Origin of the sequence: Campylobacter sp. CFSAN093227, assembly GCF_012897855.1 — a bacterium.
In the GTDB taxonomy this organism is placed as follows: domain Bacteria; phylum Campylobacterota; class Campylobacteria; order Campylobacterales; family Campylobacteraceae; genus Campylobacter_D; species Campylobacter_D jejuni.
Genome location: NZ_CP040610.1, coordinates 1,014,420 through 1,040,517 on the forward strand (window position 1 = coordinate 1,014,420; position 26,098 = coordinate 1,040,517).

Genomic DNA, 26,098 nt, shown 5'->3' on the forward strand with positions numbered 1-26,098 from the left:
TATCTAGCCTTTTAAATTTGTAAAGTTAGACTTTTCTTGTACTTCATATTCAGATATAACGATCCATTCTTTAGCTATATCTTTATCACTTTTAATTTTGATCTTATTAAAAAACTGATCATAACCCTCAAAAAAACCATCTTTTTGATTTTCTACCAAAACTTCAAGTGAAACTTGATTTTTTTTCCTAAATTCATAATTATTTTTTTCTACTATGGATTTTAAAGTGTTTAGCCTTTCTTTAGCTAAAGTTCCATTTATCACATCTTTCATGGTAGCAGAATGCGTGTTGTTTCTAGGGCTAAAAATAAAAGCATGGATATGAGTGAGTGGAAATTCTTTAAAATTTCTTAAAGCTTCTTGCCATAGCTCTTCACTCTCGCCTGGATGAGCTACTATAAAATCCGTCCCTAAAGCATATCCTTTGCTTGCTATAGTATTAAAAAGCTTTAAATCATTATCCGTATGTGATCTTCTTCTCATTATACGAAGCATTTTTTCACTTGTATGTTGCAATGCAATATGTAAATGCCTTTCAAGCCAAGCTTCATCTAAGATTTCTAAAAAACTTTCATCAAGCTGTGCAGGTTCTAAACTACCTAGCCTTATGCGTTTTATACCTAAAATTTGTCCCATTTTTTGCAAAAGCTTGCCTAGGGTTGTGCCATTTTTAAGCCCATATGAACCTATATTAGTCCCTGTTAAAACAATTTCACTATAACCATTAGCTCCCAAAATTTCAACCTGTTTTAAAAGAGCTTTTTCATCCACACTTCTTGATTTTCCCCTCACGCTAGGAATAATACAATAAGAACAAGCAAAATCACAACCTTCTTGAATTTTCACAAAAGCTTTGGTATGATTTTCATACTCACAAACTATATCTTTATCAATAAAATTTAAATTTCCAAGTTCATAAAAACTTGTCTTTGCTCCTAAAAATTCATTGATTTTATCTTTATTTGACGCTCCAAGCACTCCAAAAACTTGCTTTTTATCTAAAAGCTCCTTACCTTTGCTTACAGCACCACAACCTGTAAGTATAACTTTAATGCCTTTTTTTTGCATGGTATTTACATAAGATTTTATCCCGCTATCAGCTCCATTTGTAACCGTGCAAGAATTTACAACGATAATTTGTGCTTTATTCTCATCATTTATAATCTCATAATCTTTTACATAACTTTTTAAAAGCTCTGTATCATAAATATTTGTGCGACACCCAAAGGTTTTAAAAAAAACTTTTTCTTTCAATCCTTATTCCTTGCATGAAAATACATATTTTCATGATGTTGTTCAAAATGATTTTGATTTAAATTTCCTAAATATAAATTTTGCGATGGATAAGCAATTTTTATATCTTTATGCTTATTAAATTCTTTTATAATCTCTTTGCTAATCGTACTTCTTAATACCAAAGCCGCATAAGCATTAGTCATATACCATGCAGAAATTCTCATTCCCCAATGTTCAAAAAACATAAAAAACCTTGGCTCCACTTTAGGATTTTTAATACTATATTCATGTTGTAAACGAGCTATATTTTTTCTAGCAAGCTCAGTATAACCTTTGGCATGGCGTGTAACAATATTTTCCACAATTTCTTGAGCTTTGTCAAGATTGCTATCAAAAGTAACACTTATATCAATGCCATCAAGCACGGTTTTCATACCATGATGGGTATAATTAGCAAGCAAATTTGTAAAAACATAGTTATTAGGAATAAATATAATACGCCCACTACGACGATTTTTATTATAAGTTTCAAGCGTAAGCTCTTCATAAAGAGTAATGCGTAAAAAAGAAATGTCTATAATATCTCCTATATAGGTAGTATCATTTTGAAAAACTTTTACACGATCCCCTACTCTAAAACTTCCGCCAAAAATAATCACACACCATCCAAGCATAGACATAAACATATCTTTCATAGCAATAGCTAAGCCCGCAGAGGCAAAACCAAGTATAGTTACAAGATAAGTAATATTTTCTATATAAGCAAAGAGCAAAATAAGAAAAATAATATTTATATTAATAAAATTAATAATCTTCGTAGCAGTATAATATCTTTCACTATCCTTAATGTATTTTTTAGCAATAAATTTCAACATAAAAGCTATAGCTATAACAATAACAATAGCAACAAGTATATTTACAGCCCTTAAGCTTTGAACTTTAATCTCAGCACTTACTCGAGAAAGCTCTTCATCAATTTTTTTCTCATAAACAGAATAAGAAACACTAGCAAAATTTAAAGCTTGCTCAAATTCTTCCAGCTTTTTATCCGAAGCTTTTAAAGCTTCTATATTCTCAACACTTGGTTTAAGCTCAACTAATTCCTTAAGTTCTGAGTTTTTTTCCCTGATTTTATCTACTAAATTTTTAAAATCATTAAATTTAAATATATACTCTTCCTTTTCTCCTTTTAATTTCTTAATATGAGAAAAAGCTCCTATAATAGCCAAAGGATTAGTAAGCTTAGATAAAGTTTCTATATTATCAGGGGCACTAAGACTTTGTGCAAAATTTAAATCTTTATATTCTTTAAGCAAGTTCAATTGCTCTTCTAAATTTGCTATCTTGCGTTTAAGTTCTTCTTGTTGGTGAATATCGGAAGTCTTTTTTAAATTAAGATTTAAAATGATTAATTCATCATTTATATCTTGATATTTTATAAAATTTTCATAACGTATATTCCAAATACTAGCACTGATTACAGTATTTAAAGTATTAATTTTCTCATTTATATTATTAATAATAGTCCGATTTACATCACCAAAAGCAAAAACAACAAAAAAGGTTAAAATAATAATTTTTTTCATTGGAATTCTCTTAAAGTTGCAATTATATCTTCTTTAGAAATATCACCTTTTATCAAACCCTTACCCAAAGGACTAGCAAGAACAAAATTGATTTTTTTATTAGAGCTTTTTTTATCCATGAAAAAAGCTTCATAAAATTCATCTACATTGTTGATTTTATATGATATTGGCAAACCGAATTTAAGTAAAATATCTTTTATTCTTTGACTTTGCATTTTATCCAAAAGCCCTAAATTTAAAGCCAATTGATTTGCCATAACCATACCTATAGCCACCGCTTCTCCGTGTAAATAAAGCTTATAATCTGTAAAATTTTCTATAACATGAGCAAAAGTATGACCATAATTTAAAAGCATTCTAAGCCTTGATTCTTTTTCATCTTGTTCAACAACCCTTGATTTAAGCTCTATGCTTTTTGCTATAATTTGAGTCAAAATTTCATTCTCACAAGTAGCATTTAAGAAACTTTTTTCATCAATTTTTTCTATAAAATCAAGTATACTATAATCAAACATTGCTGCCATTTTAATAAATTCAGCCATGCCTGCAGCAAGTTCTCTAGAGCTCAAAGTCTTTAAAAAAAAACTCTCACAATATACAGCTTTAGGTTGATAAAAAGTGCCAATAAGATTTTTACCAAAATTATTATTAACACCTGTTTTTCCACCTACTGCTGCATCAACACAAGCTAAAAGTGTAGTAGGAATATTTATAAAATCAATACCTCTTTGATAAATACTAGCAGCAAATCCGCCCATATCACTAATCACGCCACCACCAAAACTTATAAGTACGCTTTTTCTATCCAATTTAGAATTAAACATTTGGTTTAAAATTTCTTCCATGGTGCTTAAATTTTTATATTCTTCACCATCTTTCACAGTGGCAATAAAAATTTCTTTTGCCTTAATTTTAGAAAGTAATGTTTTCAAATGAAGACCTGAAATCTTAGGATTTGAAAGTATAAAAACCTTACTATCAAATTCTAATTCTTCAAGTTCATCAATATAAACCTTATAAGCATTTTCTTTTAACTTAACTTCTACTTGCATTGAACTACTCTTTTTGCATTTATTTTATCACATTTAATTAATTATTTATTCTACTGGTATGAAAAGTTGGTAATTTTGTCTCATTTTGTAATAATGCCTATTTAAATTTGTACTTAAATTTCTGGCAAAATCTCTATTTAGTAATTCTTTTTGAAAACTCACAAATTGTAACAAATCTTCGCGATATTGCAAATTTAAAAGAGGGTTTTCATCATTTTTATTAATAATTTGTATATTTTTATCATAAAGCTTAGATAAACTTCTAAAATACTCCTCCATATCTGTAGTATTTTGAGAATTTGGATTATAATAATATAAAATAACTCCAAAATCAAGCTGTTTACTTAAATCAGTAATGACATTTGCATTGTTTTCAAGTTCACTCTCATCAGCACTTAAAATAATCGCTTCTTTAAGCTCATCAAAAGAAGCTTCACCCACCTTCATAATAGGAATTTTTAAATCAAAAAAAGCTTGTTTTTCTTTCTCAAAATTTTTTATATCAGTTACAACTAATCCTATATCATTATTTTGCAACCACATGGAAATTTGTTTAAAATCCGTGTTGAAATAATCAAAAAACACACCTTCTTTATCCTCAGAAAGTTTTTTTAATTTTTCATACATTACCCCTAATTTAGGATTGATAACATGTATAAAAAATCTTTTTGCATTGCTTTTTTGAGTTAATTTTAAAGTAGTATCAAGCACTCTTTCTTGCATATTTTGATTCATATTTTTCATATCAATTAAAGCAAAAACATTACTTCCAAAAGGCATAGGAAATTGCCCTGCTTTGCCTCTTATATTATGAAAAATACTTTGTAAAACAACAGGATCCCCAACGATCAAAATGCTATCATTTGGCTCTAGAACAAAAGATGGTTTTACAAAATAAATTTTAGAATTTCTATAAATAAGGACTATGCGCCACCTTTTTTGTTGTATTGAACTTATGTGCCTATAAGCAAAAATAGACCCTGCTGGAATTTTTACTTCCATAATCTCTCCAACTCCAAGTCCTATATACTGAGCTGTTAAAGCAATATCTGGTAAAAAATCCATAAATCTACGGCTTAAAGTCATTCTAGCATCAGCTAAATTTGCATGAGTATCATTAACACTTAACCCCCAAAAATCCATTATTTCTATTTCTAAATTTGGATTTAAAGAACGCAAAGCCTCATAACTTTTTTTAGTTTCAAATTCATCTTGCATATAAATAAAAGCCTGTTTAAAATCCTTACTCATAATATTTTCAAGACGCGCTGTGCTTGTAGGATCAAAATAATGCAAGTCAATATACTCACTAGAAATATTTAAGTTATTTTTTTCACTATTTTGACACACTACTGTAAAAAAGTAACCTAAGCCTTTTTCAAAACAAAGCCTTTCTAAGAAATGCTTTGCTAAAATACCATCTATTATAATTAAAATATTATTCATTTTAAACTCCAAAAAGGAAATTATAACAAATGGAATTTAAATTAAAGCATAAAGATGGAATGGCAAGGGTTTGTGAAATCACTACCGCACACAGCACTTTTTTAACCCCTGTTTTTATGCCTGTTGGCACAGTAGGAGCGGTTAAAAGTCTTGATGCTAATGATATGAAAAATGAGCTTGATGCAAAAATTATTTTAGCAAATACCTATCACATGTACTTGCGTCCAACTTCCAAAGTAGTAAAAGATTTTGGAGGTTTACATGGATTTACGAAATTTGATAGAAGTTTTTTAACCGATAGTGGTGGTTTTCAAGCTTTTTCTTTAAGTAAAAATTCCAAACATTTTAATGAAGGCATAGAATTTAAAAGTCACATTGATGGAAGTCGTCATCTTTTTGCTCCAAAAAGTGTTTTAGATACTCAATATGATTTTAATTCTGATATTATGATGATTTTAGATGATTTAGTAGCCCTACCCGCAACCAAAGAAAGGGTTAAAATTTCTGTTGATCGCACTATACTTTGGGCAAAAGAGGCTATTACTTATCATAAAAATATGCAAAATAAAGGTATAGGTATAGGGCAAAATATTTTTGGTATTATCCAAGGTGGTACAGATTATGAAGAAAGAAAACGTTGCGCTTTAAGTTTAAATGAAATGCCATTTGATGGTTTAGCTATAGGTGGGCTTAGCGTGGGCGAAGAAAACGCCTTGATGTACGAAACAGTCCAAAACTTAAACCCTTATCTAGATGAAAATCGTCCAAGATATTTAATGGGCGTAGGAACGCCTGAAGATTTAGTAGAAAATGTTGAGCGAGGAGTAGATATGTTTGACTGTGTGATGCCAACTAGAAATGCAAGAAATGGAACATTTTTCACAAGTTTTGGAAAATTTAATATCAAAAAAGCAGAATTTATCAACGATCATGAAGTTATAGATTCTACTTGCTCATGTTATACTTGTCGTAATTTTTCAAGGGGTTATTTAAACCATCTTTTTAAAGCTAAAGAACTTACTTTTTTTCGTTTGGCAAGTCTGCACAATCTACATTATTATCTTGAACTTGCAAGAAAGATGCGTGAAGCAATTTTGAACAATTCTTTTACGCAATTTAAAAGAAATTTTTATCACTTAAGAGGCAAATAAAATGCTAGAGCTACACGAAAATCTAAAAAAAATCCTGCAAGCAAAGAATTTAGAAACTTTCTATAGCGAAATTTATGGACAAAAAATTTTTGTTTACGTGGGATTAAATTTAGAAACTTGGCTTTTTAATGATGAAAAAATTTATAAACTTCAAAATGAAGAATTTAAGCTTTCTAGCATAGAAGAATTTTCAAATTTTATTAAATCTATTTTAGAAGATTTTAAAGTACAAAATACTCATTTTCAAAACCTTTTAGAACACAAAGAAGGTATTATCTTAAAAGGTGGTTTTGTTAAAAATTTTTACAAAAAATCCTTTGTTTTAAGACAAAAAATTAACAAAAATCTAAAGCAAATTAATCTTCTAAGTGAAGCTTTCAATCTTTTGCTTAGCGAACAAGCACAATACAAAAAACATTTAAAAATTCTAAATTTATCCATCAGCATCTTAAATAAAAATACCAAAGAACATCTAACAAGAATTGATACTCTTTATACATTAACAAGTGCAATTAAAAATGAAAAAATGAATAAAAGTATTTATCTTTTAAGCATACTTTCTTCTATTTTCTTACCTTTAAATTTGATCGTAGGATTTTTTGGAATGAATACTAATAATCTTTTTTTCAAAGATAGCCCTTATGGTACACTTTATATTTTTTCTTTGATTTGCTGTATTTTGATTGTAGGTTTTATATTTTATCATTCAAAAAAGACTAAAGAATTTGATTTAGATGAAGGTAAAAAAGCTAAAAAACAAACAAAATAAGCAAAATTTTGCTTATTTTAAGAATATTTATATATAATTTTAACTTATTTTTGCGCTCATAGCTCAGCTGGATAGAGCATTTGATTGCGGTTCAAAAGGCCAGAGGTTCGAATCCTCTTGAGCGCACCATCACTTCTTTTCTTAAATAATCTTGAATCATCTAAAATAATCATCTAAAGCATGATATAGCAATGTTTGAAAGCTTCTAAAATAATCTCAAATAATCAATTTTGACAATTTTAAAAGTATATGTTAAATTTTAAAATTCAAAAATAACATATACTTTTTAACATAGGAATATTAAAAATGATTATTGTTAATGATAAGCAACTTAAAACTTTAATTGTAAAAAAAGAACATATATTAAAGATGCATACACAAAAAATCTCTACATCGAAGCAAAAGATTCGCTAAAAGGTATTATTATCTTTTTTTATTTTAGATATAGGTTAAACAAAAAAATACAAAGTATTAAAATAGGAAAATACCCAACAACCACACTGTCAAGCGCAAGAGAAAAAGCAAATATTTTTAATAATATGTTAACTGAAAAAATTGATCCCAAGGAACAAATTCAAAAAGAAGATATAAAAAAATCAAAAACCCTAATAATACACTTAAATTCTTATTTAGAGGCTGAAAATAATCTACAAAAAATCAAGATTTTAGTCAAAATATATCAAAATTTACAAAAATGTAGCCGAACTCCTGATCTTATTGATATAAAAGAACTTGAATTTAACAAAGAAGACATTTTCGAAGAATTATTTTATGCTTTAGGCGGTTTAGGAGGTATATATTCCGTAGAAATGATACAATCTAGAATTGCAAATTTCATCAAAATACTTCGCGGAGAACCTAAACTTTTATTAGAACAATTTTAAACACATAGACTTCTTCTTGAAGTCTATGCAAATACTCAATTTTAGAAAAATTAATTATTCAATAACGCAGCTTTTATTGTATCATTTGTTGCTTTGGCATATATAGTAGTAGTATTTAGATTTGCATGTCTTAGAATTTTTTGTATGACCACAAGGTTTGTTCCTTTGGCTGTTAATCTCATGGCTAAAGTGTGTCTAAGCAAATGAAGTCCTTTTTTGCTGATCAAAGCTTTAGCGTAAATATTATTTACAATCAAAAAAGCATTACTTCTATTTAAATGTTTTCCTGTGCTAGTTTGCATTATGTAATCACTATCTTGGATATTTTCTTTAAAATAATTCAAGCTCATCATCTACTTCTTCTTTTTTAATAAATGCAAATTGTTCTTTACCGCCCTTGCCTATTATGGATATTTTTAATATTTCATCATCAACCTCTTCAAAATCACAAAGTTTTACATTTAAAGCTTCAGAAATTCTAAGTCCTCCATAAAGCATAAGTTTTATCAGTAAAGAGTTTCTAAAACTATTATAAACTTCTTTTTTTGCTTTTTCTTTTTCTAAAACATTATCTAGCCTTATAATTTCATTTTCATTAAGATAATTTAATTTTTCTTCTGATTTTTCTGTTCTAAATCTAATTTTCTTCATATCAAAGGAAAAAATAAACAAATCATCATTATTATCGCTTATAAAAGAAAAAAAGCTAGTTAATACTCTCAAATAAGTTATTTTTGTTTTTTTTGATAGTTTATTGCCATTTTTTGAATTATTTTCTAAATAATTAAGAAAATTGACTAAAAAAGTCGTTTTTATATCGTTTATTTGCATTTCATCTTGATAATCTAAAGAATATTCTACAAATTCTAGTAAAATACGCCTATAAAGTAAAAAAGTATTATTTGAATAGGATAATGCTTGAATATGTTTCAAATAAGTTTCTATCCAACGCTCTAAATCTTCGCTTATTGTAGTATTTTTAAGTTTCATTTTATTTATATCCTTTTTTTATAACATAATTAAATATTATGTTATATATTTTAAATTATATCATAAAAATATTTATATTTTTGCATTATTTGTCTATTTATACAATTTTTTATTAATATTATGGTATAAATTAATATTATGGTATAATTTATATATTTTAACAAATAAAGGATAAAAATGGAAAAAATACAATAAATAATGAAAATATTCAAAAAAATGAAATATTAATTCCAAAAAGAGTATTATTTGATGAAAAAACATTAAAAATGATAGAAATGATGATTCCTGCTTACAAAGATGAAATTTCTAATGTAGCTAAAGAAAATGAGAAAATTAATCAAATGATTAAGCTTGCTATAGAAAAAATGTTTAAAAATGATTTTTTGAATAAAATAAATAATTTTTAATTAGGTTTTTTATGAATAATGTTTTGTTGCACAGAATAACTGAGAAAGGAAACATTCGCTATTATAGCATAGAAATTATTACCACTCTATTTGAGGAATATATGGTTGAGAGAGTTTACGGAAATGTGCGTTTTAAAAGTTGCACAGGAAGAAAAAATAATGTATTTCCAAGTTTTAATGAGGCACAAATTTTTTTGAGAAGTTAAAGAAACAAAAAATGAAAAAAGGGTATGCGTAAGTTTTTGCTCAAAAAATAAGAAAAAACATTGATAAAATAGGCTTTTGAGATAAGCTTTTAGCTAAACTCTCAAAAACAGGTAAAAAATCCTTATCAAATCCGCTAATTTCAATTTTTATAGCCATTTGTATCCTTTCTTATATAATTTTTATTTTTATTATACCATAAAGGATTTTGTTGTAAAATTGGAAAAAACTTTTTTTATATATAAAATTACATAAATAAGACAATCAAAATATAATACAAAAGATTAAAGAATATAGTAAAAACGGTTTTTTAAAAAAACTAATATAAAATATATGGCTAATTATATAATTAATCCTCCTCTAAGCCATCATTAATTCCTGCTTCTGCAAGTTCAAGCTGTTCTTTTTGATACACTTTATCATCTTTAAAGGCTTCAAAACTTTTTTCCCATAAAACCTTTCTTTGCTCTATATATTCTTGATCTTTACACATATTAATCCTTTTTATTTATCAGGTTTAAAACCACTATCTAAAATTATTTTTGTTATTGCACCTTTAAGTTTATCAAAACGATTTAAAGCTTGCATATTACTAACTCTAAGCAATCTTATTTTATCATCTTTTTTATAAAACACTTTAAAAACTTCATCACTTTGTTTGTGTTTTACTATATCATCTAAAGTAGGACTACCTATGAATTCATATTCTTTGGTAAAATCTTCATTTAAAACATCGAATAAATCTTGTTTATAAGCATTTGATGAATGGGGATCGCAAGAATGAACATCAATAATATAATCTTGTATATTTTTTTGCATAGCAAATCCTTTAAAAAATAGTATAAATTTTTATTTTTAGAATGACTTAAAATCTTTTTTAATTTTTATAAATATTAAGGATATTATTTTTTTATATTATGTTGATGATCTTTTTTATCAAAGTCATAAAATGTAACAAATATGGCTACGGCTATTGCAAAAGCTAAAATAATATATTGTCCTAATGAATGAGATAAATCCATATTGTTTCCTTTGTAATATGTTATTTTAACATATAAATTATAACAAAAAAGAAAAAAAATAAAATGAAAATAATAAGAAATTGATTTTTTATTATTTATTATGATAATCTTATTTGAGTACTTTAAAAAGCTTAGAATATAAAGTGTTGTGATGTAGCTTTTAAAAAACAAAGAAGCAGAAAACACCCTTATAAAAATTATTAATTATATTCACTAACCATAGATGTAATAAAAAATATTGAGTAAAATATAATCAAAACAAATTTCTATTTATTTTTATAAAAACTGCATTTTTAAATTTGCTATGTTATAATTAAAAAAGGTTGTATAAATATGAAAAATTATTATATTTCAGAAGGTGTAAAAGCTTTATTTTCTATCTATTTTAAAGATCAAACTGAAGAAAATTTCATTAAAGCTCTTAACGAATTTACTAAAGAAAGCCAAATAAATTCTCAAGAAATAAAAGACAAATCTTTTAGAGAATTTAAAGAAGCCATTTCTAAATTACCAACTATAGATCTTTTGAATACTAGATTTGATAAGCTTGAAGATTCAGTTGATAAGCTTGAAAATTCAGTAGGTGCTAAACTTGATAAGCTTGAAAACAAACTAGATAGTTTTAAAAGAGAAGTTAGAACATATGTAATTATTCTTGCTGCTTTAATGTTTATTTTGCAGCCTACAATTTTTGATTTAATTTTGTCTATCTTTAAATCATTTCTAAGACAATAAGGTTTTTAGTTTTCACTTTCGTTAGTGTGTTTATCATTGAGATAATGAGCTACTAAAACCAATGTGCCAAAAACGAGAGTGATAGCACCAATTAAAATAGCTATATTATAACCATCCATTTTTTCTCCTTTTTTTCAAAAAAGTTCAATCTTTAAGAAAGATTGATGATAATGCAACTACCGTTAAAATTAGCAAACTTTCAATTAAAATAATAAAAGCTCTACTATCGCCTGTATTTATAAACAATCCTATGCCAATAGATTCCATGAATCTTAAGATTGCTTTTGTGGGTATTTTTGTGAATATTACTATTTTTTTGAAAAAATCTTTCTTTTTTCTCCTTATCTTATAACAAAAAAATGCTAAAAGTCAAGGGATAAAATATCCCACCTTAGGGTTAAGTTACACTAGATTGTTTCTAGTGCGAGAGTATTATTTTTTAAGTGTTCTACCATAAAGTCCATTATTGCCCAAACACTTGAAATTATAGTGGCAATGCTAACAACACAAGCTCCTATAAGCCAATAGATTCCTTGTTGTTTTAATGAACTTTCCATTCGTTTGATTTCGGCTTCAAGTCCTTTAGTCTCAGATTGGAATAAATCCTTGCTAACCAACTCATTTCTTATTTGCTCAATGGCTTCTTGCTTTAAATTCCCAAAATTAAGCCTTTGCGTTGTTGCTCTATCATTAGCAAATTCTTCAAAAGCTTGAATGAGCTTTTTAGCTTGATCAGTATCTGAAAAAATACTTTCCAATAATGCTTTAAATTTTTTCATGTCATATCCTTGCATACTAACTCCTAAATTATAACATATTTTCATGTGCGTTCTTAGGCTACATTTCCAATTTGCTTCCACCATGTTTTTTTCTCAGGGTGAAATCTATAACCTAATTGCTTGATTTTTTCATTTAAACCATAGGTATTTCCTACAATCCAATAATAACCATCTTCATTTTTCACTTCGAGTCCCAAAGATAACAAAACTTGTCTTTCATCTTCGCTAAAAGTTGTAGCGTTTGATTGTGAAAAGTTTTGTGAGAAATCAACTTTCTTTTTGTTTTCCTGAGTATTGTTTTGTTCGGCTTCAATATCGATAATAATATCGCTACTTTCAGTCATTCCAACACCCATTTCTTCAGCAGAATATAATCCACTAAGTTGGAATTTTACCACTAGCCCAAGTATTTATTGTAGAAGCAGAGACATCTAATTGTCTTCCTAATTCAGTTTGAGTAATGTTTAACTCTTTACACACTTCTTTAATAATATTTTTTCTCTTCTGTCATGCTAATCCTTTATTTTAGATTAATATTTTTTAGTAATAATTTTTTCATTACTTTTCAGAAATGAAAGGATTTGGCTCATTTTTTGAATTTCCCTGTCTTAGTGCAGGGCTTATTATATTTTCTACTATTTTATTTTTAATCATTTCAAAATCTTCGTCATTGATTTTTCCTATGTAAGTTTTTATCCTTTTAGTATCAAAAACTCTCATTTGTCCTAAAAGTGCAACTTGTAAAGCGCCTTTATTGTCCTTAAATTTGTGAAATAAAAAGCCTTTTTTTGTTTTAGTCTTAGAACTTAAAGGTGCGCCTAAAAATGTGCCATTATAAAAACTATTTATTACCAAAACAGGACGCGTAAAAAACTCATTTTACCTTAAACTTCAGCACCGATATTTAAACCAATGCTAAGCCAATAAATCTTTTTTTACACTAACTTTTCTGATTAATTTTACTTTGTTTAAGCTCTTTTTTCGTTCGTTCCAGCTGTCAAATTGCACTTCGTTCGTTTTATTCCTTTATATCTTTTGACATAATGCTATGTAATACTGCAAGCAGAAGTTTCATCTTTAAATATTTCTTTTCTATATTTTTCTAAGTTTTTTCATTGTTTCTCCTGTCTTTTTAAAAATTAATTCTCGATTTGTTTTTCAACTAATTTTCTCTTTCTTTTTTTAATTTATTGGTATTTTGGTTTATGATTTATATAAAAAACAAGCTCATTATTATAACAGTTCCATTTTTTTAAATAGCGAAAAATGAAAGGAGTGATAAAGATTTTGAGATTTTTCGATGTATAAAATAAGGCAGATTTTTATTTTATCAATAGCAATTATTATTAAAAAAAATAGCAGAAAATTTCATTTGCCTATATTAATTGTAGCTTTTTATTACAATCAGCATTTTCAAAAAACTTTATCATTATTTCAGCTTAAATTTTATCATTTAAAATTAAACTTGATATAAATCTTTTCGTATACTTTGCTCGCTCGATTTAAATATATAAAAGCATAATATTGAGTAATACTATGTAATTTTAAACAAGGCATGGTTTTTGATAAAATTTTTAGATGAAAAAATCTACAAGCTTGATTGTTTTATTGATTAATTCCAAAACAAGAACTAAAAATTAACAATCTTAGTCTATTAAAATTCTTTTTATACAATTAAAAAATAATTATTATATACAAATGTGAAAATATGGATAATACGCAAAAATATGCAGCTATAGATCTTAAGTCATTTTATGCTTCTGTTGAATGCATTTTAAGAAAATTAGATCCTCTAAATACCAATCTTGTAGTTGCGGATGAAAGTAGAACTGAAAAAACAATATGTCTTGCGGTATCTCCCGCATTAAGATCTTATAATATATCGGGCAGATTAAGACTATTTGAACTAATACAAAAAGTAAAAACAATCAATTACGAGCGCTTAAAAATTGCTAAATATTTCAGTGCAAAATCATACAATCATCTTGAACTAATAAATAATCCTAATTTAGAACTTGATTACATTGTTGCAAAACCTAGGATGTCAACATATATAGACTATAGTTCTAAAATCTACAGTATTTATTTAAAGTATTTTGATCCAAAAGACATTCATATTTACTCCATTGATGAAGTATTTATTGATTTAACTCCTTATATCAAACATTATAAGCTATCTGCTGACAAACTCATTGAAAACATATTATTTGAAATTTTAAAAACAACTCAAATAACAGCAACTGCGGGAATAGGAACAAATCTTTACTTAGCAAAAATTGCAATGGATATATTAGCCAAAAAACAAAATATTAATAAAGATGGACTTTGCATAGGGTATTTGGATGAAATGCTTTATAGAAGAAAATTATGGCAACACACGCCCATAAATGATTTTTGGCGTATAGGCAAAGGATATGCAACAAAACTAAAAAGCATAGGCATTAACAATATGGGAGATTTAGCAAGATACTCTCTTAATAACGAGGATAAACTTTATCAAATTTTTAGAGTAAATGCTGAGTTATTAATCGATCATGCTTGGGGATTTGAAAGCTGTACAATGCAAGCTATTAAAGAATATAAAAGCAAACATATCTCTAAGGTAATGGCTAAGGTTTTGCCTAAGCCTTATAGTTTTAAAAAAGCTAGAAATATGCTTAAAGAAATCGTCGATCATATGGTTCTTGAGCTAATTGAGCAAAATTTAACATGCAATCAAATCGTTTTAGATGTACAATATGATAAAGAAAGCTTAGAAAAGGTACAAAGCTACAATGGTCCAATGAGCAAAGATTCCTATGGAAGATCTATTCCAAAAATGCACATTCAACAATCAATTTGGATTACCACAGCTCTTCCTTGGAAACTATTTGCAATAAAGGTTTAGAATTGTTTGATTTAATAGTTAATGCTGATTTTTTAATTAGAAAAATAAGTCTTACTCTTAATAATGTTGTAAAAAATGACACGATAAAAAAAATTAAAGAACCCAGTCTTTTTACTGACTTAGAACAGAAGGAAAATAAAATTTTATAAAAGAAGAGAAATTACAAAAAGCTAGACTCGCGATTGTTCACAAATATGGAAAAAAATCTATTTTTAAAGCCTCGAGTCTTGAAAATGGCTTAAAAATTAATTCGCAAATAGGAGGACACAATGCCTAATAACCACGATGATATTATTAATATTAAATACAAAAAATCTACAAAATATCCTCTTATGCCATTAGAAAAAAGAGCGGCACAGTTTGCTCCATTTTCAGTGCTTAAAGGATTTGATGAAGCAATTGAAAAAAAGAAAAAAGAAATGGAAAGAAAGCTTGAAAAGTCTATCTATATAAACGAGTAATCATGTTTTTATGAGAAAAATATTTTAGATATAAAAATCAATTAAAAACAAGTAAAAAAATAAGTATTTTTTAAATAGTGTATTTTTTATACCACTTTTATCTCTATATATTTTAGACTTAAAATAAAATTAATTAAAATTAGTATTAAAATTTTATCTTTTTTTTCTGTGAATTTTCATATAAAAAATATTGTTTTTTAAATGATTAAAAAAATAAAAAAATTATCTTGTACTTTTCACGAGCAAAAATTCAAAGAGAAAATTACAGCAAAACTATATTTATTTTGATTTATTTTTTTGTTTTTTTATCTATCTTTACTCTAAAATTTTTGTAAATTTTTCAATTAAAAAATACTCCAAATCCAAACCCACGAAAAGACAAAAAATAGTTTTAATTAAGCATTAAAAAGTCTAGCCTTTAGCAATGCCATTTTTATACCTACCCTAAAGCAAAGAATGCCTATTTTTAGGGACTTTATAGCATAACTTATTGCGATTTGTCTTTTTCAAAAAAATACATCCAAAAAATTTTTGTACCTACCATAAAGTATTTTTCACCCTTGAAATAGGAAAGTCTTCTTCTCGCCCTTTATCACCTCATTTATTCCCCCTTCTTTATCCGCTACATTTCATTGAATAATTTTCATCATTTATCACCCCCTTTATACCCCATCTCCCATTCCTCCCTATCTTGCATTCTACGCATTCAAATCTCATCTTAACGCTATCCTTAGCACAAATCCTTATAGCCTTTATACTCATTCTTTCTCTCATTTATCACCTCATTTATTCCCTCATTTATTGCCTTATTTATCACCTCATTCTTTCTCATTTACTCCCTATCTTTGCCATTTTTTAAACATATTTCTAGCATAAACTTTCCCTGATATATAAAAATACTCATTTCATACCCAAGTTAAATAAAAATACGGTATAATTTCATAAAGCACTAAAACCACAGGAGAAAACTTATGTCTAAAACTAATACACGCCCAAGCGAAAAAACAAAATGCACAAAGCCATAGAAACTTGGTTTACCAAAATATACCTAAACAAAATAATCCACAAAGAGAAAAACGACAAATTATTTGTCAATATAACCAGCTGTCTAGCATTCATACTCTCAATCTATGGCAAAACAGATGAAAACAAAAGCAAAATGACACCTGCTGTTATGTCTTATATCAAAAAAACAAAAAACACTTTTATTGCCAAACTAAAAAGATAAAAACCATGAGAACATTATCGATTTACAAGCCAAATACCCAAAGCTTGATATAGTTTCAGCCTATCAGTTTCTAACACTCAAAGACAAATTCAAAATCACCAAATCAGAAATCCAAGATTTTGAAACACTAATCGATATTCTTTCAAAAAACGCCCAAAAATCAAAAAAATAACCCTAAAACGATAAAAATCATTTTAGCCTTTTAAAGGCTAATTTTGTCATTTTAAACCCTATATCCATTCAAGATACCCACTTGCAATCAAAAAAACACAAAAAAACCTACAAAAATCGCAACACAAAACAAAAACCACAGTCCATTTCAAAACTGCAAAGCATTTTTGAAAATTCGCAAGAACTTCTAAAATAAGCCCTAGCTCTCATATTATCGCTATAAATCAAGCACAATCAAAAATACACGCCATGAAGAAAATTTTGTAGTTTTTAGCTCTAAAGTCTATTTTTGCCAAAAATCTTACACAACAACTCGATTATCAATAATGCTTAAAAACCTACAAAATAGATATTTTAAAAGCTTTTTACAAATCGCAAAATGTCGGTAAAACATTAGCATAATTTGCCTACAACAATAAGATTTAAATGCCTATATTTAGGCTATATTATTGCATTATGCCCATTGGCTCAACTTTTTACATTTTTTTCAAAAAAGCAAAAGAGCCTAAAAATAAGGATTTTAGCATAATAAGCCCTAAATATTGATATTTTATTTTTTTATTACACTTTTTAGTATATTTTTTTCAACAATAAAAATTAAATTAATATTAAAAACCCTATAAAATAGTATTTTAAACAAACTCTTTTTTGTAGTTAAGTTGTAATAAAGTTGCACTCAAGTTATAGTAAAAATAACATTAACTACATATTAACTACACTTTTACTTCAAAAAACATGCAAATTTTCACATTTTTGTAGTTAAAGTGTAGCGAAAGTGTAATAAAGTTGAACTCAAATTGTAGTTAAGTTGCAAATAATTGTAATAAAGTTGAATTCAAGTTGTAATTATGTTGTAGTTAAGTTGTAGTTAAGTTGAAAATAAAATGCAGTTTATCAAGTAGCGTTTTTTTGCACTCAAGTTGTAGTTATGTTGTAGTAAAAGTGTAGTTAAGTTGAAATAAAAATTACATAAACATAAACTATACTTGAAGTAAAGTTGTATTAATGTGTATCACATATTGAAATAAAATTACATATTGCTTGAAAACAACTTGTAATATATGTATTTTATTTAGTTGATTTGTAATTAACTCGCAACAACTTATATTTTAACTCCAACAGGAAAAGTAATAGGCACTCCTATTGAAGGAGCGGTTGATTCTGACATACTTTTGGACTATTGAAAGGTTTAGAAGATTATAAGAAAGGACAATTAGGTTTTTAGCGTGGAAAAAACATAGAAAAATTAATTTTAGAAGCCTATGAAGATAGTAAAACTAAATTTAACCATGTTACTACAGGACATATCAGTCAATATTTGAAAAGAAAATATGATTTAAAAATCAATTGTAGTAAGGCATTAATAGAAGCAGACTTTGATCTTGAAAAAGATGAAAACGAACCTTCTTTAGTTTATGTTAAAAAAGCTACCACAAGAAACAAGACTTCAAATCGTGATCAAATTCAAAACAAAGTTGAAGAGAAACCTTTGTTGTTTCAATTTGCCTATTTTCCAAATTTTCTAAATACACTCCAAGAGCTTTCTAATATAGCCCAAAAAGAATTTTGGGGAAACGGAAATAATATTTTATTTTCTTATCTATTTAAATATTTTGAGTTCATTTACGAAAATAAAAGCTATCCTGATATTATTACTTATAATAAAGACAAAACAAAGGCATGTTTCAATACAGGTTTGTATAGTACAGGTGTTTTTCCAATATTTGCATACTTTGAAATTCAAGAAAACGGAGGATATGTTTTTAGAAAATTTTGTTCTAATGGAGATAGAGTTTTAGATGATTTAGAAATACCTAAATCTTTAAGCGATTATGATACATTCAAAAATGAAATCATTTTTGACAGTAAATTGGATTTTAGGGTAAATCATTTGCATCTTTTTGAGAGAAAAGAGCGATTACCTGAAATTGTGAAAAAACTAAATGATAGGTTCATAGGACACATTATTAATGGTGAATTGAAAATCATCAAAGATAATTATAATCTTCAAAAGATGATTATTCCTGCAGCTTATAAGCAAAGGGTAGTTTTATACATTCCTTTGAAACTTCAAGAAGAATCAGTTGATACGATAGTTGTAGTTGAAAAAGAGGAAGTTAAAAACGAACAGTATTACGCTGTGAGAACTATACTAAATCCGCAAGATAATATCTACAAAACCGCAAGAGTTCTTTCGATAGTTGAATCTGAATGGGTAAAAAACACCATTTGAAAGTGAAAACATTGGTAAAATAGGCTTTTGAGATAAGTCATTTTACCATATAATTTTATTTCCAAAAAAAGAAATGGAAAGAAAGCTTGAAAAAAGTACTTACAAGTGTGAATAATAATATTTTTTGTAAAAATTTGATATGATTTAAGAATATTAATCCAATATTAGAGAAATTCATGCCAACAGAACAGACCGATCTTGAATATTTGTTTTCTAAAGAAAGATTAGAATCTTATAATAATATTTACGAACATTTTGATAATTTAAAAATGATTGCAAGCATAACAACAAAAATAGCAATACTTGAACTAGTATTAAGAAATTTACTAGATAAACATATGAAAGAAAAAGATTTAGAATGGTTAAGAAATTATAACGAAGAAAACATCAAACAAAAAATAATTAAATTGCAAAACAAAGAAATATTAGATAACAATCAACTCATTTCAAGAATTTCTTTAGGAGATGTAATATTTATAATTAAGCTAGAACACTTAGAGGCAAAAATAATTAATTCTTCTAATATAAATTTTAAAAAATATTATGCACACAACAAAGAATATTACTTTCACTATGTAAATAATAAAAAATATAAAAATAGTTTTAGCAATATAGAAAAAGCAAATACTGTTCTTAACCTTTTACTCACAATCAGAAATAGAAGTTTTCACTGGGAAAATTTATATAAAACAAAAATAACAAATCAAAAGGCTTTAGCTCCTAGAATCACCACAAAATCACATAATACCTTTATAGGCGTTATGCCAAATAAAATCAATGCTTTTTTAAGTGATTTAATAGAGAGTTTTGAAAAAGATTTGAATAGCTACTTAAAATAGTATTTAAGATGGGCGATCTCGATCCGCCCTTATAATGATTTTAAATTATATCATACAATAAAAAAATTGTCAATTTAGTTTATGAGGAACTAAAAAATAAAGAAATTTTTATAGAAGTTTTATAATAGAACATATTAACGATAAAGACTTTGCAAGAACAAATAGCCGAAAGCCACGCCTCTTTCGGTTAAGTGTTTTTTGTTACAATTGTATTAAGCTTAGACTAAGTGTGGTTTTTATAGAATTTTCAACGGTTTTTTAAGTGAGATAATCAACAAGCTTGATTATCTCGTTAATTAATTCTAAGACAAGAACTAAAAAATCAATGACTACTCATCATGTCTCCTTCTTATAACCGAAAGAGTAGCCATGCTTAATACGCTTTAATTATAGTATTTTTGAATGAATAAGTTTTAATGTTTTATATGAAAATTTGGGTGTTATCTCAATTCTTTCCTATAATTTGTTTTTTTCTTCATCATTATGAAAAATCATTGTTTCAATACAATTTTCTTTACAAAATTGTTTTATTTCATAATTATTGTTTGTTTCATAGAATTTAACAAGATGGGTAAAAAACTCATTCATATCATTCTTAGCAATTGCCAAAATACCGAATCCATTTTCAATTAAAATTTTATTAGCAATTAGCATTGAAGTTCTTTTATTTCCATCAAAAAATAATTGACTTCTCATAAGATATAACATCAAATACAATGCTACTTCTTTTTTATTTTCATTTTTTAAAATTGTTTCTATGTTTTCACTAACCTCATAATCAATAGGTAATTTTGGTTTAAAATTTGTTCCACTTATTTTAACATCAGCTGTTCTTAAAAATCCTGATTTATGAACCAAATCTCTGCCTACAATCCTATTAAAGTCCTATATCAAACTCAAACTAACTTTTTCATTAATGGTATCAAACAAATAATTCCAAGCTCTTTTGAGATTTAAAATTATTGTTAAATCTTGTATTGTTTTATCAGGAACACTAAAGCCATCTATAATCATTTGAGTTTCAGGAAAAGTAACATTTACACCTTCTAAATTCGCGGATTTCCAAATAATATCTACAAGGTTTCTTTTTGCTAAAAATATATTTTCTTCTAAAGTTAAATTTCTCATTTTAAATCTTTCCTTCATAAAAATCCGCCTTGAGTTTTAACTCTTGGCGGAAATAACCCTAAAGGCTTAACTATGAAACGACATAGTAAGCGTTTTGTGAGATTATATCTAAACTTTATTAAAAGAATTGCGTTCGGTTTATAAGTGATACTTAATAAAAAGTGTGTATAATACATACTCATAAGGATATTATAGTGAGTAAAAAAGATAAAATTATTAAAGATTTAAAAAATAATCCTAACAATATGCGCTTTGAAACGCTTAAGATTTTATTAGAAAGCGAAGGTTATGAATGTTTTAATAAAGGCGGATCACATTATCAATTCAGAAAAAAAGAATGTGATCTTATTACTATTCCATTTAAACGCCCTATAAAGGCTATATATGTCAAAATGGTTTTAAAAGCTATAACAGGAGAATGAATTATGAAAGACTTAGATTACTATCTTAATCTACCTTATGAAATTATTATAAAAAAACTTGATAAAAAAGATGGCGGAGGATATTTTGCAAGATATAAAGATTTCCCTTATATTATGGGAGATGGTGAAAATGAAATAGAAGCCTTAAAAGATCTCAAAGAAGCATTTAAAGGAGCATTAGAAGTTATGCTTGAAAAAGGTGATTATATTAAAGAACCTATTGATAATGAAGCAAAAATTAGAATTAATATTACCTTGCCTAAAAGCTTGGTAGAGGCAATAGATACAATAAGCGATAATAGAAGTAAATTCTTAGCTGATCTTGCAAATAGTGCTATAAAGTCTTATAAAATAAGCACTTAAAAATTGACATAGTTAAATAAAAAAGAAATCCGTTTCAAACCCCTAAAAATAGGCATTTTATAGCATAAATACTTGCAAAAATTATTAAAAAATGGTATTATCATGTTAATAAACTTTAAAAAGGAAATTATAATGCACACTATAACCATTACAAGTGATGATATTGATTTTATAAAAAGTTTAGAATGTTTGTCAAAAAATGCAGGAGCTATTTTTAAAATTTCTAAAAATGATTTAGAGGCTACTTTGGATAATTATGAAGATAATCGAACCATAGATGAAATAAAAAAAGAAGCTGAAGAAACTTTATTACACTATAAACAAGGAAAATTATCAGTAACTCCATTAGGTAGCGAATGGCTGTGAATGAAAATTGTGGAAAGTGATAAATTTAAAAAAGAGCTTAATAATATTTTAGCCTTTATTGCTAAAGATAGTGTGAGTGCAAAAAATTATTTTTCAAAATCTTTAAAAGATGCTATTTTGTGTATTGACAATATGCCTTATAAATTTCGAAAATCTACTCTTTTTAATGATGAAAACATAAGAGATTTTATCTTTAAGAAATATGTCATTCCATATTATATAGATTTAAAAAACGATAAAATACTTTTAATTACGATTTACAAAAATAACCTTGTCAAATAAAAAAAAGAACCCCATTTGAACCCCTAAAAAATAGGCATTTTATAGCATAAATACTTGCAAAAATTTATTAAAATATGGTATAATTTTATTAAAAATATGAATAAGTTATAATTGAAAGGAATAAAGATGGATAAAGTAGAAGTAAAACTTAAAAAATCAAAAATGACTACAACCGAAAAACTCATACTTACTCTTTGGCTTTCTTGCGGAGTTGCAGCTATTGTTTTGCTTTTGGTATATTTAAAAATTATCACTAGCTTTATAGGTATTTTAGGGCTTTTATCTGTATCTAGCCTTGTAATTGCTTTTGTATTATTCCTTGCTAAAAATATAAAAATAGTTCCCTATGATGAGAAAAAGCATGGGGGAACAAGTGAAATTGGGGGATATATAGAAAGCGATCCTCGTAAATTTGATTATATATTCGGTGCTATACGAGATCACTAAGCCTAACTAAAAAGCTAGACTTATTTTTTGCTCATAGCATCAAATAAACCTTGAGCTTCTTTTGCAAGCTCATTACCTGATTTACTTGCATCTTGTATTATATAAGAGCTAGGATTTACTCCCATTCTCCTGTTAGCATTTTGTTCTACTATGGCATCTTTAGCGCTATTATTAACCACATTAGAAGTGCTTGTTCCTTGATTTTTGAAATTACTTATAGCAGCTCCACTTTGCTGACTGAATTCATTTCTTATATTATTTCCCCCTGCTGTTCCTAAGTTATTTAGACTATTTTGATTAGCTACTGTATCATTATTATGAGCATTGTTAGCCCCTACGCTTGAAGGACTGTAATAAGATTTATTGCTAACATCATGAATTCCATCAGCATTTGGCTTAGCTGTATTCATATTAGCATAATGCAACAAGCCTTGCAAATCTCCCCTTGCGGCTAAGTTTTCTAACCCTTTAGCTGCAGCAGCAACTTGTTGTTCTCTAGTTCCGCCCAAATTATTTTCAGCAATGTAATTTTCAGCCATATTAGGTAAAATTACTTGCCTGTATAGCTTCACTGTATTGACTTGCTTCACTATAAGAATGTGCTTTTTGTTTGGCATCAGCAAATTCACTGCCTGTGCTTGTAGATAGAGCATTAGAATAAGCAGAAGCCACACTATCACTAGATTTAATGATATTGCCAAGTTTTTCAGCATACATTTTATCAAATGCAGCCTGTCCTTCTTTGCTTAAGCTTCTTGAATATTCTTGTGTTTCATTTGAACTTGTACCTATTGAAGCTGTTCCTCTAACCGTACCACCTACTTCACCGCCACTTCCAAAGACTTTAAGTCCTGCTGAGGCATTAGCATAAGCACCAATGCTTTCTTCTAAAGCTTTTTTGTCTGTTTCAGAGAAGCTAGATTTATCGCTTAATGCTTCATTCATAGTTTCTTTTAAAGCTTTCGTTTCTGCTTTCTCAATTGCTTTAGTATCTTCAACTCCTGCGCCATGATTTCTAAGGTAGTTAGAAGTAATACCTTGATTAATGCCTGTTTTGTGAGTATCGGCAATAGAATTAGCAAGAGAATCTTGTCTAGTTTGAGTTTCGCTTTGTGCGTGTTTTGCATCAAGTCCTATTCATATTAGAAATTTCACCATGATTTCCCAAAGCAAAACTTGTACCTGTATTCACATCTCTAGCTGTTGTTCCACCCCCTGTTATACTAGACATGCTAAATCTACCACCCCCTGCACTCATAGCACTTTGCAAGCTCATCACCCCTGCATTCATTGCCCAAACTTCATCTCCTCTAGGAGCAGCAATGCTAGTTTGTGTAGATAAGGCTTGCTGATTTGCAAAACTTCCCGCAGCTCTTGAAGCACCTGTTAGAGCTTGAGATAATCCAGAAGCAAAAGTTACAAATCCTTGTTCACTTGCTTTAGCTATAGCATAAGCTAAAACAGGAGTACTCATTACAAGATAATTCATGAAATTTGATCTACTTGCTACTTCTTTAAAGATAAGCATATTATCTCCTAAGCTTAAAGCTGCTTTTCCACCTGTTATTACTTGCGCAACTTTCATAAGATTATAATCATTTAGATAGTTAATAATACAAAGAATAGGAGTCCAAAGTACTATCCAAATACATAGAGTAAAAAACATCTTAATATGAGCATAAGAGCCAAACACAATAGAAAGCAAAGCAACAAGCCAAGACAAACCTATGATAATAGCTGTTAAATAAGCTTTAGCTAAAGGCAAATAAGTTTGCGCCAAGTGTCCTTGTGCTTGCATACTTGCATAAAATTGCTGATCCGCATAAGCAGTATTTGCAGCCACAGAAGCAGGATTTAAACCTACTGATTTAGCGGTATTAATGATTGCATCTTGAGAAGCAAGCATTATCATGGATTGTTGCAAATAAGATCTAGCACTTACAGCTTGTTCGTTATAGATTTGTGCAACGCCTAAGAACTTTTGCTCATAATTTGCCATATCATTCGCCATACCAAGCAAAGCAGCATGAATCTTCATAGCTTCATCTGTATCGTTTTTAATCATTTCAACGATTTGAGGACCTGCATCAGAACAGGGCACAACACTTTGTTTTTCAATATTATTGTTATTTTCAAACAAAGGAGTAAGCTGAGAGCCATTGCCTATGTTTGTGAAAAGATCTTGTATTAAATTATCAGAGTTTTGAAAAAGATTTCTACCTTGTTGATTAAGCAAGATACCTACTGAAACGCAGTTTCTAAAATAAAAATCAATATTTTTTTGCAAAGTTGCATCAATAGCCGAAAGCTTTAAGCTTGGCAAAGTACTCATCACTTGAAGTGAAAAACCTAAACCTGCGTTAGAAAAATTTGTAGATTGTGGAGTTGAAAAATGTTTTTCCATAGCTTCTAGGATAACCTTCTCAAATTGCGTCATCAATGCAAAGCTTTTTCCTATGCCTATAGGAATTTGAGAAATGACATAATCTTTGCTAGTGACTTCATCGTGAATCATGAAGCGGTGATTATTGTCATTTGGCGCCCTTAAAAATATGTACCACACTACAGCAAAAAGTACAAACATTTTTCCAAGTTCAAACACAGGGTTTGTTTGTCCATCCATTGCTTTTTTGATACTAAAAAGCAATAATGAAATAGCTAAGGCTGCATTAACGATATAGCCTGTTTCAGTGGTTATACCTTTAACAGCTTGCATGATTTCATTCATCACATCGCCATAACCCCAAGTATAAATTAAATTGCTATTAGCTATGTTTGTAGCACCAAATAAAAATGAAGGTGCAAAAAACAAAGTGCTAAGGAATAACAAGTAAAATCTTTTCATGGACTATATTAAAGAAGTTAAAGAGTTTGTTTGGTATAATTGCATTAAGGGTTTTGCCACAAGGCTGCAACCCTGTGGCATAATCACGCCCTAGAAAGGGGGTGAAACTATGTTTCGTTTCGTACTTATAATTATACTAATTTATATAATTACTGTCAAGGCTTA

Annotated in this window: 29 protein-coding genes, 1 tRNA gene and 2 pseudogenes; 17 read left to right on the forward strand and 15 right to left on the reverse strand. The window is 27.7% G+C overall.

The window, feature by feature from the left end; genetic code table 11:
- Positions 1-3: 3 nt before the first annotated feature.
- From mtaB to FBF06_RS05475, 4 genes are read right to left on the reverse strand one after another with little or no spacing between them, the layout of a single operon-like run.
- Positions 4-1,254 carry a tRNA (N(6)-L-threonylcarbamoyladenosine(37)-C(2))-methylthiotransferase MtaB gene (gene mtaB / locus FBF06_RS05460; RefSeq protein WP_002858158.1) on the reverse strand — a complete coding sequence of 417 codons (1,251 nt, stop codon included), beginning with the start codon at positions 1,252-1,254 and terminating at the stop codon, positions 4-6.
- A complete protein-coding gene (locus FBF06_RS05465; protein ID WP_002852957.1) occupies positions 1,251-2,822 on the reverse strand; it encodes a mechanosensitive ion channel domain-containing protein in 1,572 nt (523 codons plus the stop codon). The genes mtaB and FBF06_RS05465 overlap by 4 nt, the downstream gene beginning before the upstream one ends.
- Entirely contained in the window at positions 2,819-3,874 is a 1,056-nt protein-coding gene (gene aroB, locus FBF06_RS05470; protein ID WP_052795973.1) for a 3-dehydroquinate synthase, read from the reverse strand. Before aroB ends, FBF06_RS05465 begins: the two co-directional genes overlap by 4 nt.
- 45 nt (positions 3,875-3,919) lie before the next feature.
- The gene (locus FBF06_RS05475) at positions 3,920-5,320 is read right to left on the reverse strand and encodes a COG3400 family protein (protein ID WP_002857878.1); all 1,401 of its coding nucleotides are present in this window, start codon (positions 5,318-5,320) and stop codon (positions 3,920-3,922) included.
- Positions 5,321-5,349: 29 nt separating this feature from the next.
- Here FBF06_RS05475 and tgt point away from each other — a divergent pair, with 29 nt between their 5' ends.
- The 5 genes and pseudogenes from tgt to FBF06_RS05495 all read left to right on the forward strand — a co-directional run bounded on the left by tgt (position 5,350) and on the right by FBF06_RS05495 (position 8,124).
- Positions 5,350-6,471 carry a tRNA guanosine(34) transglycosylase Tgt gene (gene tgt, locus FBF06_RS05480; RefSeq protein ID WP_002859190.1) on the forward strand — a complete coding sequence of 374 codons (1,122 nt, stop codon included), beginning with the start codon at positions 5,350-5,352 and terminating at the stop codon, positions 6,469-6,471.
- A gap of 1 nt (position 6,472) precedes the next feature.
- Complete coding sequence (locus tag FBF06_RS05485; RefSeq protein WP_002860739.1) at positions 6,473-7,240, forward strand: magnesium transporter CorA family protein; 768 nt, start codon at positions 6,473-6,475, stop codon at positions 7,238-7,240.
- A gap of 52 nt (positions 7,241-7,292) precedes the next feature.
- Positions 7,293-7,369 (forward strand) — tRNA-Arg (locus FBF06_RS05490).
- A gap of 296 nt (positions 7,370-7,665) precedes the next feature.
- Positions 7,666-7,761, forward strand: a pseudogene (locus FBF06_RS09780) (Arm DNA-binding domain-containing protein); the annotation flags it as partial.
- Positions 7,762-7,779: 18 nt separating this feature from the next.
- A complete protein-coding gene (locus FBF06_RS05495; protein WP_002874001.1) occupies positions 7,780-8,124 on the forward strand; it encodes a hypothetical protein in 345 nt (114 codons plus the stop codon).
- Positions 8,125-8,174: 50 nt separating this feature from the next.
- On the opposite strand, the gene FBF06_RS09785 is transcribed toward FBF06_RS05495, so the two are convergent.
- Both FBF06_RS09785 and FBF06_RS05500 read right to left on the reverse strand, forming a co-directional pair.
- Entirely contained in the window at positions 8,175-8,477 is a 303-nt protein-coding gene (locus FBF06_RS09785) for a tyrosine-type recombinase/integrase (RefSeq protein ID WP_248276697.1), read from the reverse strand.
- Positions 8,455-9,114, reverse strand: a complete 660-nt coding sequence (locus tag FBF06_RS05500; protein WP_248276698.1) for a site-specific integrase — start codon at positions 9,112-9,114, stop codon at positions 8,455-8,457. The genes FBF06_RS09785 and FBF06_RS05500 overlap by 23 nt, the downstream gene beginning before the upstream one ends.
- Before the next feature lie 266 nt (positions 9,115-9,380).
- On the opposite strand from FBF06_RS05500, the gene FBF06_RS05505 reads away from it, so the two are divergent.
- Positions 9,381-9,521 carry a hypothetical protein gene (locus FBF06_RS05505; RefSeq protein ID WP_168977564.1) on the forward strand — a complete coding sequence of 47 codons (141 nt, stop codon included), beginning with the start codon at positions 9,381-9,383 and terminating at the stop codon, positions 9,519-9,521.
- Positions 9,522-10,074: 553 nt separating this feature from the next.
- Here FBF06_RS05505 and FBF06_RS05510 read toward each other — a convergent pair.
- Positions 10,075-10,218: a hypothetical protein gene (locus FBF06_RS05510; RefSeq protein WP_002807233.1), complete on the reverse strand. Its 144-nt coding sequence runs from the start codon at positions 10,216-10,218 to the stop codon at positions 10,075-10,077.
- A gap of 11 nt (positions 10,219-10,229) precedes the next feature.
- Positions 10,230-10,544 (reverse strand): hypothetical protein, encoded by a 315-nt coding sequence (locus FBF06_RS05515; protein WP_052796220.1) that lies wholly within the window; start codon positions 10,542-10,544, stop codon positions 10,230-10,232.
- A gap of 536 nt (positions 10,545-11,080) precedes the next feature.
- Here FBF06_RS05515 and FBF06_RS05520 point away from each other — a divergent pair.
- Positions 11,081-11,482 (forward strand): hypothetical protein, encoded by a 402-nt coding sequence (locus FBF06_RS05520; protein ID WP_052796221.1) that lies wholly within the window; start codon positions 11,081-11,083, stop codon positions 11,480-11,482.
- A gap of 407 nt (positions 11,483-11,889) precedes the next feature.
- Here FBF06_RS05520 and FBF06_RS05525 read toward each other — a convergent pair whose 3' ends face one another.
- From FBF06_RS05525 to FBF06_RS05535, 3 genes are all read right to left on the reverse strand, one after another.
- Positions 11,890-12,276 carry a hypothetical protein gene (locus FBF06_RS05525; RefSeq protein WP_087685863.1) on the reverse strand — a complete coding sequence of 129 codons (387 nt, stop codon included), beginning with the start codon at positions 12,274-12,276 and terminating at the stop codon, positions 11,890-11,892.
- 38 nt (positions 12,277-12,314) lie between these two features.
- Positions 12,315-12,617, reverse strand: a complete 303-nt coding sequence (locus tag FBF06_RS09790; protein ID WP_052796222.1) for a recombinase — start codon at positions 12,615-12,617, stop codon at positions 12,315-12,317.
- A gap of 202 nt (positions 12,618-12,819) precedes the next feature.
- Positions 12,820-13,116 carry a type II toxin-antitoxin system PemK/MazF family toxin gene (locus tag FBF06_RS05535; protein ID WP_052796223.1) on the reverse strand — a complete coding sequence of 99 codons (297 nt, stop codon included), beginning with the start codon at positions 13,114-13,116 and terminating at the stop codon, positions 12,820-12,822.
- An 853-nt stretch (positions 13,117-13,969) separates the two neighbouring features.
- Between FBF06_RS05535 and FBF06_RS05540 the strand changes: the two genes are divergently transcribed.
- The 3 genes from FBF06_RS05540 (at position 13,970) to FBF06_RS05545 (ending at position 15,609) form a co-directional block, all read left to right on the forward strand.
- Entirely contained in the window at positions 13,970-15,148 is a 1,179-nt protein-coding gene (locus tag FBF06_RS05540; protein WP_237952136.1) for a DNA methylase, read from the forward strand.
- Positions 15,149-15,150: 2 nt separating this feature from the next.
- Positions 15,151-15,297, forward strand: coding sequence for a hypothetical protein (locus tag FBF06_RS09800; protein ID WP_237952135.1), 147 nt, complete (start codon positions 15,151-15,153; stop codon positions 15,295-15,297).
- 120 nt (positions 15,298-15,417) lie between these two features.
- Positions 15,418-15,609, forward strand: a complete 192-nt coding sequence (locus tag FBF06_RS05545) for a hypothetical protein (protein WP_002779581.1) — start codon at positions 15,418-15,420, stop codon at positions 15,607-15,609.
- Between the two features lie 615 nt (positions 15,610-16,224).
- Here FBF06_RS05545 and FBF06_RS05550 read toward each other — a convergent pair.
- Positions 16,225-16,383 carry a hypothetical protein gene (locus tag FBF06_RS05550; protein ID WP_168977565.1) on the reverse strand — a complete coding sequence of 53 codons (159 nt, stop codon included), beginning with the start codon at positions 16,381-16,383 and terminating at the stop codon, positions 16,225-16,227.
- Between the two features lie 1,862 nt (positions 16,384-18,245).
- On the opposite strand from FBF06_RS05550, the gene FBF06_RS05555 reads away from it, so the two are divergent.
- A complete protein-coding gene (locus tag FBF06_RS05555; RefSeq protein WP_052796492.1) occupies positions 18,246-19,241 on the forward strand; it encodes a DUF3825 domain-containing protein in 996 nt (331 codons plus the stop codon).
- A gap of 176 nt (positions 19,242-19,417) precedes the next feature.
- Complete coding sequence (locus tag FBF06_RS05560) at positions 19,418-20,080, forward strand: hypothetical protein (protein ID WP_002835411.1); 663 nt, start codon at positions 19,418-19,420, stop codon at positions 20,078-20,080.
- Positions 20,081-20,536: 456 nt separating this feature from the next.
- Here FBF06_RS05560 and FBF06_RS05565 read toward each other — a convergent pair whose 3' ends face one another.
- Together FBF06_RS05565 and FBF06_RS05570 are read right to left on the reverse strand one after the other, a co-directional pair.
- Positions 20,537-20,938 (reverse strand): Fic family protein, encoded by a 402-nt coding sequence (locus tag FBF06_RS05565; protein ID WP_167843127.1) that lies wholly within the window; start codon positions 20,936-20,938, stop codon positions 20,537-20,539.
- A gap of 27 nt (positions 20,939-20,965) precedes the next feature.
- Entirely contained in the window at positions 20,966-21,208 is a 243-nt protein-coding gene (locus FBF06_RS05570; protein ID WP_168977566.1) for a hypothetical protein, read from the reverse strand.
- Positions 21,209-21,402: 194 nt separating this feature from the next.
- Between FBF06_RS05570 and FBF06_RS05575 the strand changes: the two genes are divergently transcribed.
- The 5 genes from FBF06_RS05575 to FBF06_RS05595 all read left to right on the forward strand — a co-directional run bounded on the left by FBF06_RS05575 (position 21,403) and on the right by FBF06_RS05595 (position 23,088).
- Positions 21,403-21,630 (forward strand): type II toxin-antitoxin system HicA family toxin, encoded by a 228-nt coding sequence (locus FBF06_RS05575; RefSeq protein WP_052796235.1) that lies wholly within the window; start codon positions 21,403-21,405, stop codon positions 21,628-21,630.
- Between the two features lie 3 nt (positions 21,631-21,633).
- Positions 21,634-21,993: a HicB family protein gene (locus tag FBF06_RS05580; protein WP_032591365.1), complete on the forward strand. Its 360-nt coding sequence runs from the start codon at positions 21,634-21,636 to the stop codon at positions 21,991-21,993.
- A gap of 132 nt (positions 21,994-22,125) precedes the next feature.
- Positions 22,126-22,359, forward strand: a complete 234-nt coding sequence (locus tag FBF06_RS05585; protein ID WP_002883553.1) for a hypothetical protein — start codon at positions 22,126-22,128, stop codon at positions 22,357-22,359.
- Positions 22,360-22,641: a type II toxin-antitoxin system RelE/ParE family toxin gene (locus FBF06_RS05590; RefSeq protein WP_002883551.1), complete on the forward strand. Its 282-nt coding sequence runs from the start codon at positions 22,360-22,362 to the stop codon at positions 22,639-22,641.
- A gap of 126 nt (positions 22,642-22,767) precedes the next feature.
- Positions 22,768-23,088 carry a hypothetical protein gene (locus FBF06_RS05595; RefSeq protein ID WP_052796228.1) on the forward strand — a complete coding sequence of 107 codons (321 nt, stop codon included), beginning with the start codon at positions 22,768-22,770 and terminating at the stop codon, positions 23,086-23,088.
- A 20-nt stretch (positions 23,089-23,108) separates the two neighbouring features.
- Here the strand turns inward: FBF06_RS05595 and FBF06_RS10105 are convergent.
- A pseudogene (locus tag FBF06_RS10105) lies at positions 23,109-25,933 on the reverse strand (conjugal transfer protein TraG N-terminal domain-containing protein).
- Positions 25,934-26,098 lie beyond the last annotated feature (165 nt).

Coding starts and splice junctions, on each gene's coding strand:
- FBF06_RS09785 (WP_248276697.1), bottom strand. CDS start 8,477: ATGATGAGCTTGAATTATTTTAAAGAAAATATCCAAGATAGTGATTAC.
- FBF06_RS05545 (WP_002779581.1), top strand. CDS start 15,418: ATGCCTAATAACCACGATGATATTATTAATATTAAATACAAAAAATCT.
- FBF06_RS05510 (WP_002807233.1), bottom strand. CDS start 10,218: ATGTGTAAAGATCAAGAATATATAGAGCAAAGAAAGGTTTTATGGGAA.
- FBF06_RS05520 (WP_052796221.1), top strand. CDS start 11,081: ATGAAAAATTATTATATTTCAGAAGGTGTAAAAGCTTTATTTTCTATC.
- FBF06_RS05505 (WP_168977564.1), top strand. CDS start 9,381: ATGATAGAAATGATGATTCCTGCTTACAAAGATGAAATTTCTAATGTA.
- FBF06_RS05570 (WP_168977566.1), bottom strand. CDS start 21,208: ATGAGAAATTTAACTTTAGAAGAAAATATATTTTTAGCAAAAAGAAAC.
- FBF06_RS05585 (WP_002883553.1), top strand. CDS start 22,126: ATGCACACTATAACCATTACAAGTGATGATATTGATTTTATAAAAAGT.
- FBF06_RS05465 (WP_002852957.1), bottom strand. CDS start 2,822: ATGAAAAAAATTATTATTTTAACCTTTTTTGTTGTTTTTGCTTTTGGT.
- FBF06_RS05475 (WP_002857878.1), bottom strand. CDS start 5,320: ATGAATAATATTTTAATTATAATAGATGGTATTTTAGCAAAGCATTTC.
- FBF06_RS05560 (WP_002835411.1), top strand. CDS start 19,418: ATGCCAACAGAACAGACCGATCTTGAATATTTGTTTTCTAAAGAAAGA.
- FBF06_RS05500 (WP_248276698.1), bottom strand. CDS start 9,114: ATGAAACTTAAAAATACTACAATAAGCGAAGATTTAGAGCGTTGGATA.
- aroB (WP_052795973.1), bottom strand. CDS start 3,874: ATGCAAGTAGAAGTTAAGTTAAAAGAAAATGCTTATAAGGTTTATATT.
- FBF06_RS09790 (WP_052796222.1), bottom strand. CDS start 12,617: ATGGGTGTTGGAATGACTGAAAGTAGCGATATTATTATCGATATTGAA.
- FBF06_RS05550 (WP_168977565.1), bottom strand. CDS start 16,383: ATGAGAGAAAGAATGAGTATAAAGGCTATAAGGATTTGTGCTAAGGAT.
- FBF06_RS05595 (WP_052796228.1), top strand. CDS start 22,768: ATGGATAAAGTAGAAGTAAAACTTAAAAAATCAAAAATGACTACAACC.
- FBF06_RS05515 (WP_052796220.1), bottom strand. CDS start 10,544: ATGCAAAAAAATATACAAGATTATATTATTGATGTTCATTCTTGCGAT.
- FBF06_RS05590 (WP_002883551.1), top strand. CDS start 22,360: ATGAAAATTGTGGAAAGTGATAAATTTAAAAAAGAGCTTAATAATATT.
- FBF06_RS05485 (WP_002860739.1), top strand. CDS start 6,473: ATGCTAGAGCTACACGAAAATCTAAAAAAAATCCTGCAAGCAAAGAAT.
- FBF06_RS05495 (WP_002874001.1), top strand. CDS start 7,780: ATGTTAACTGAAAAAATTGATCCCAAGGAACAAATTCAAAAAGAAGAT.
- tgt (WP_002859190.1), top strand. CDS start 5,350: ATGGAATTTAAATTAAAGCATAAAGATGGAATGGCAAGGGTTTGTGAA.
- FBF06_RS05540 (WP_237952136.1), top strand. CDS start 13,970: ATGGATAATACGCAAAAATATGCAGCTATAGATCTTAAGTCATTTTAT.
- FBF06_RS05580 (WP_032591365.1), top strand. CDS start 21,634: ATGAAAGACTTAGATTACTATCTTAATCTACCTTATGAAATTATTATA.
- FBF06_RS05525 (WP_087685863.1), bottom strand. CDS start 12,276: ATGCAAGGATATGACATGAAAAAATTTAAAGCATTATTGGAAAGTATT.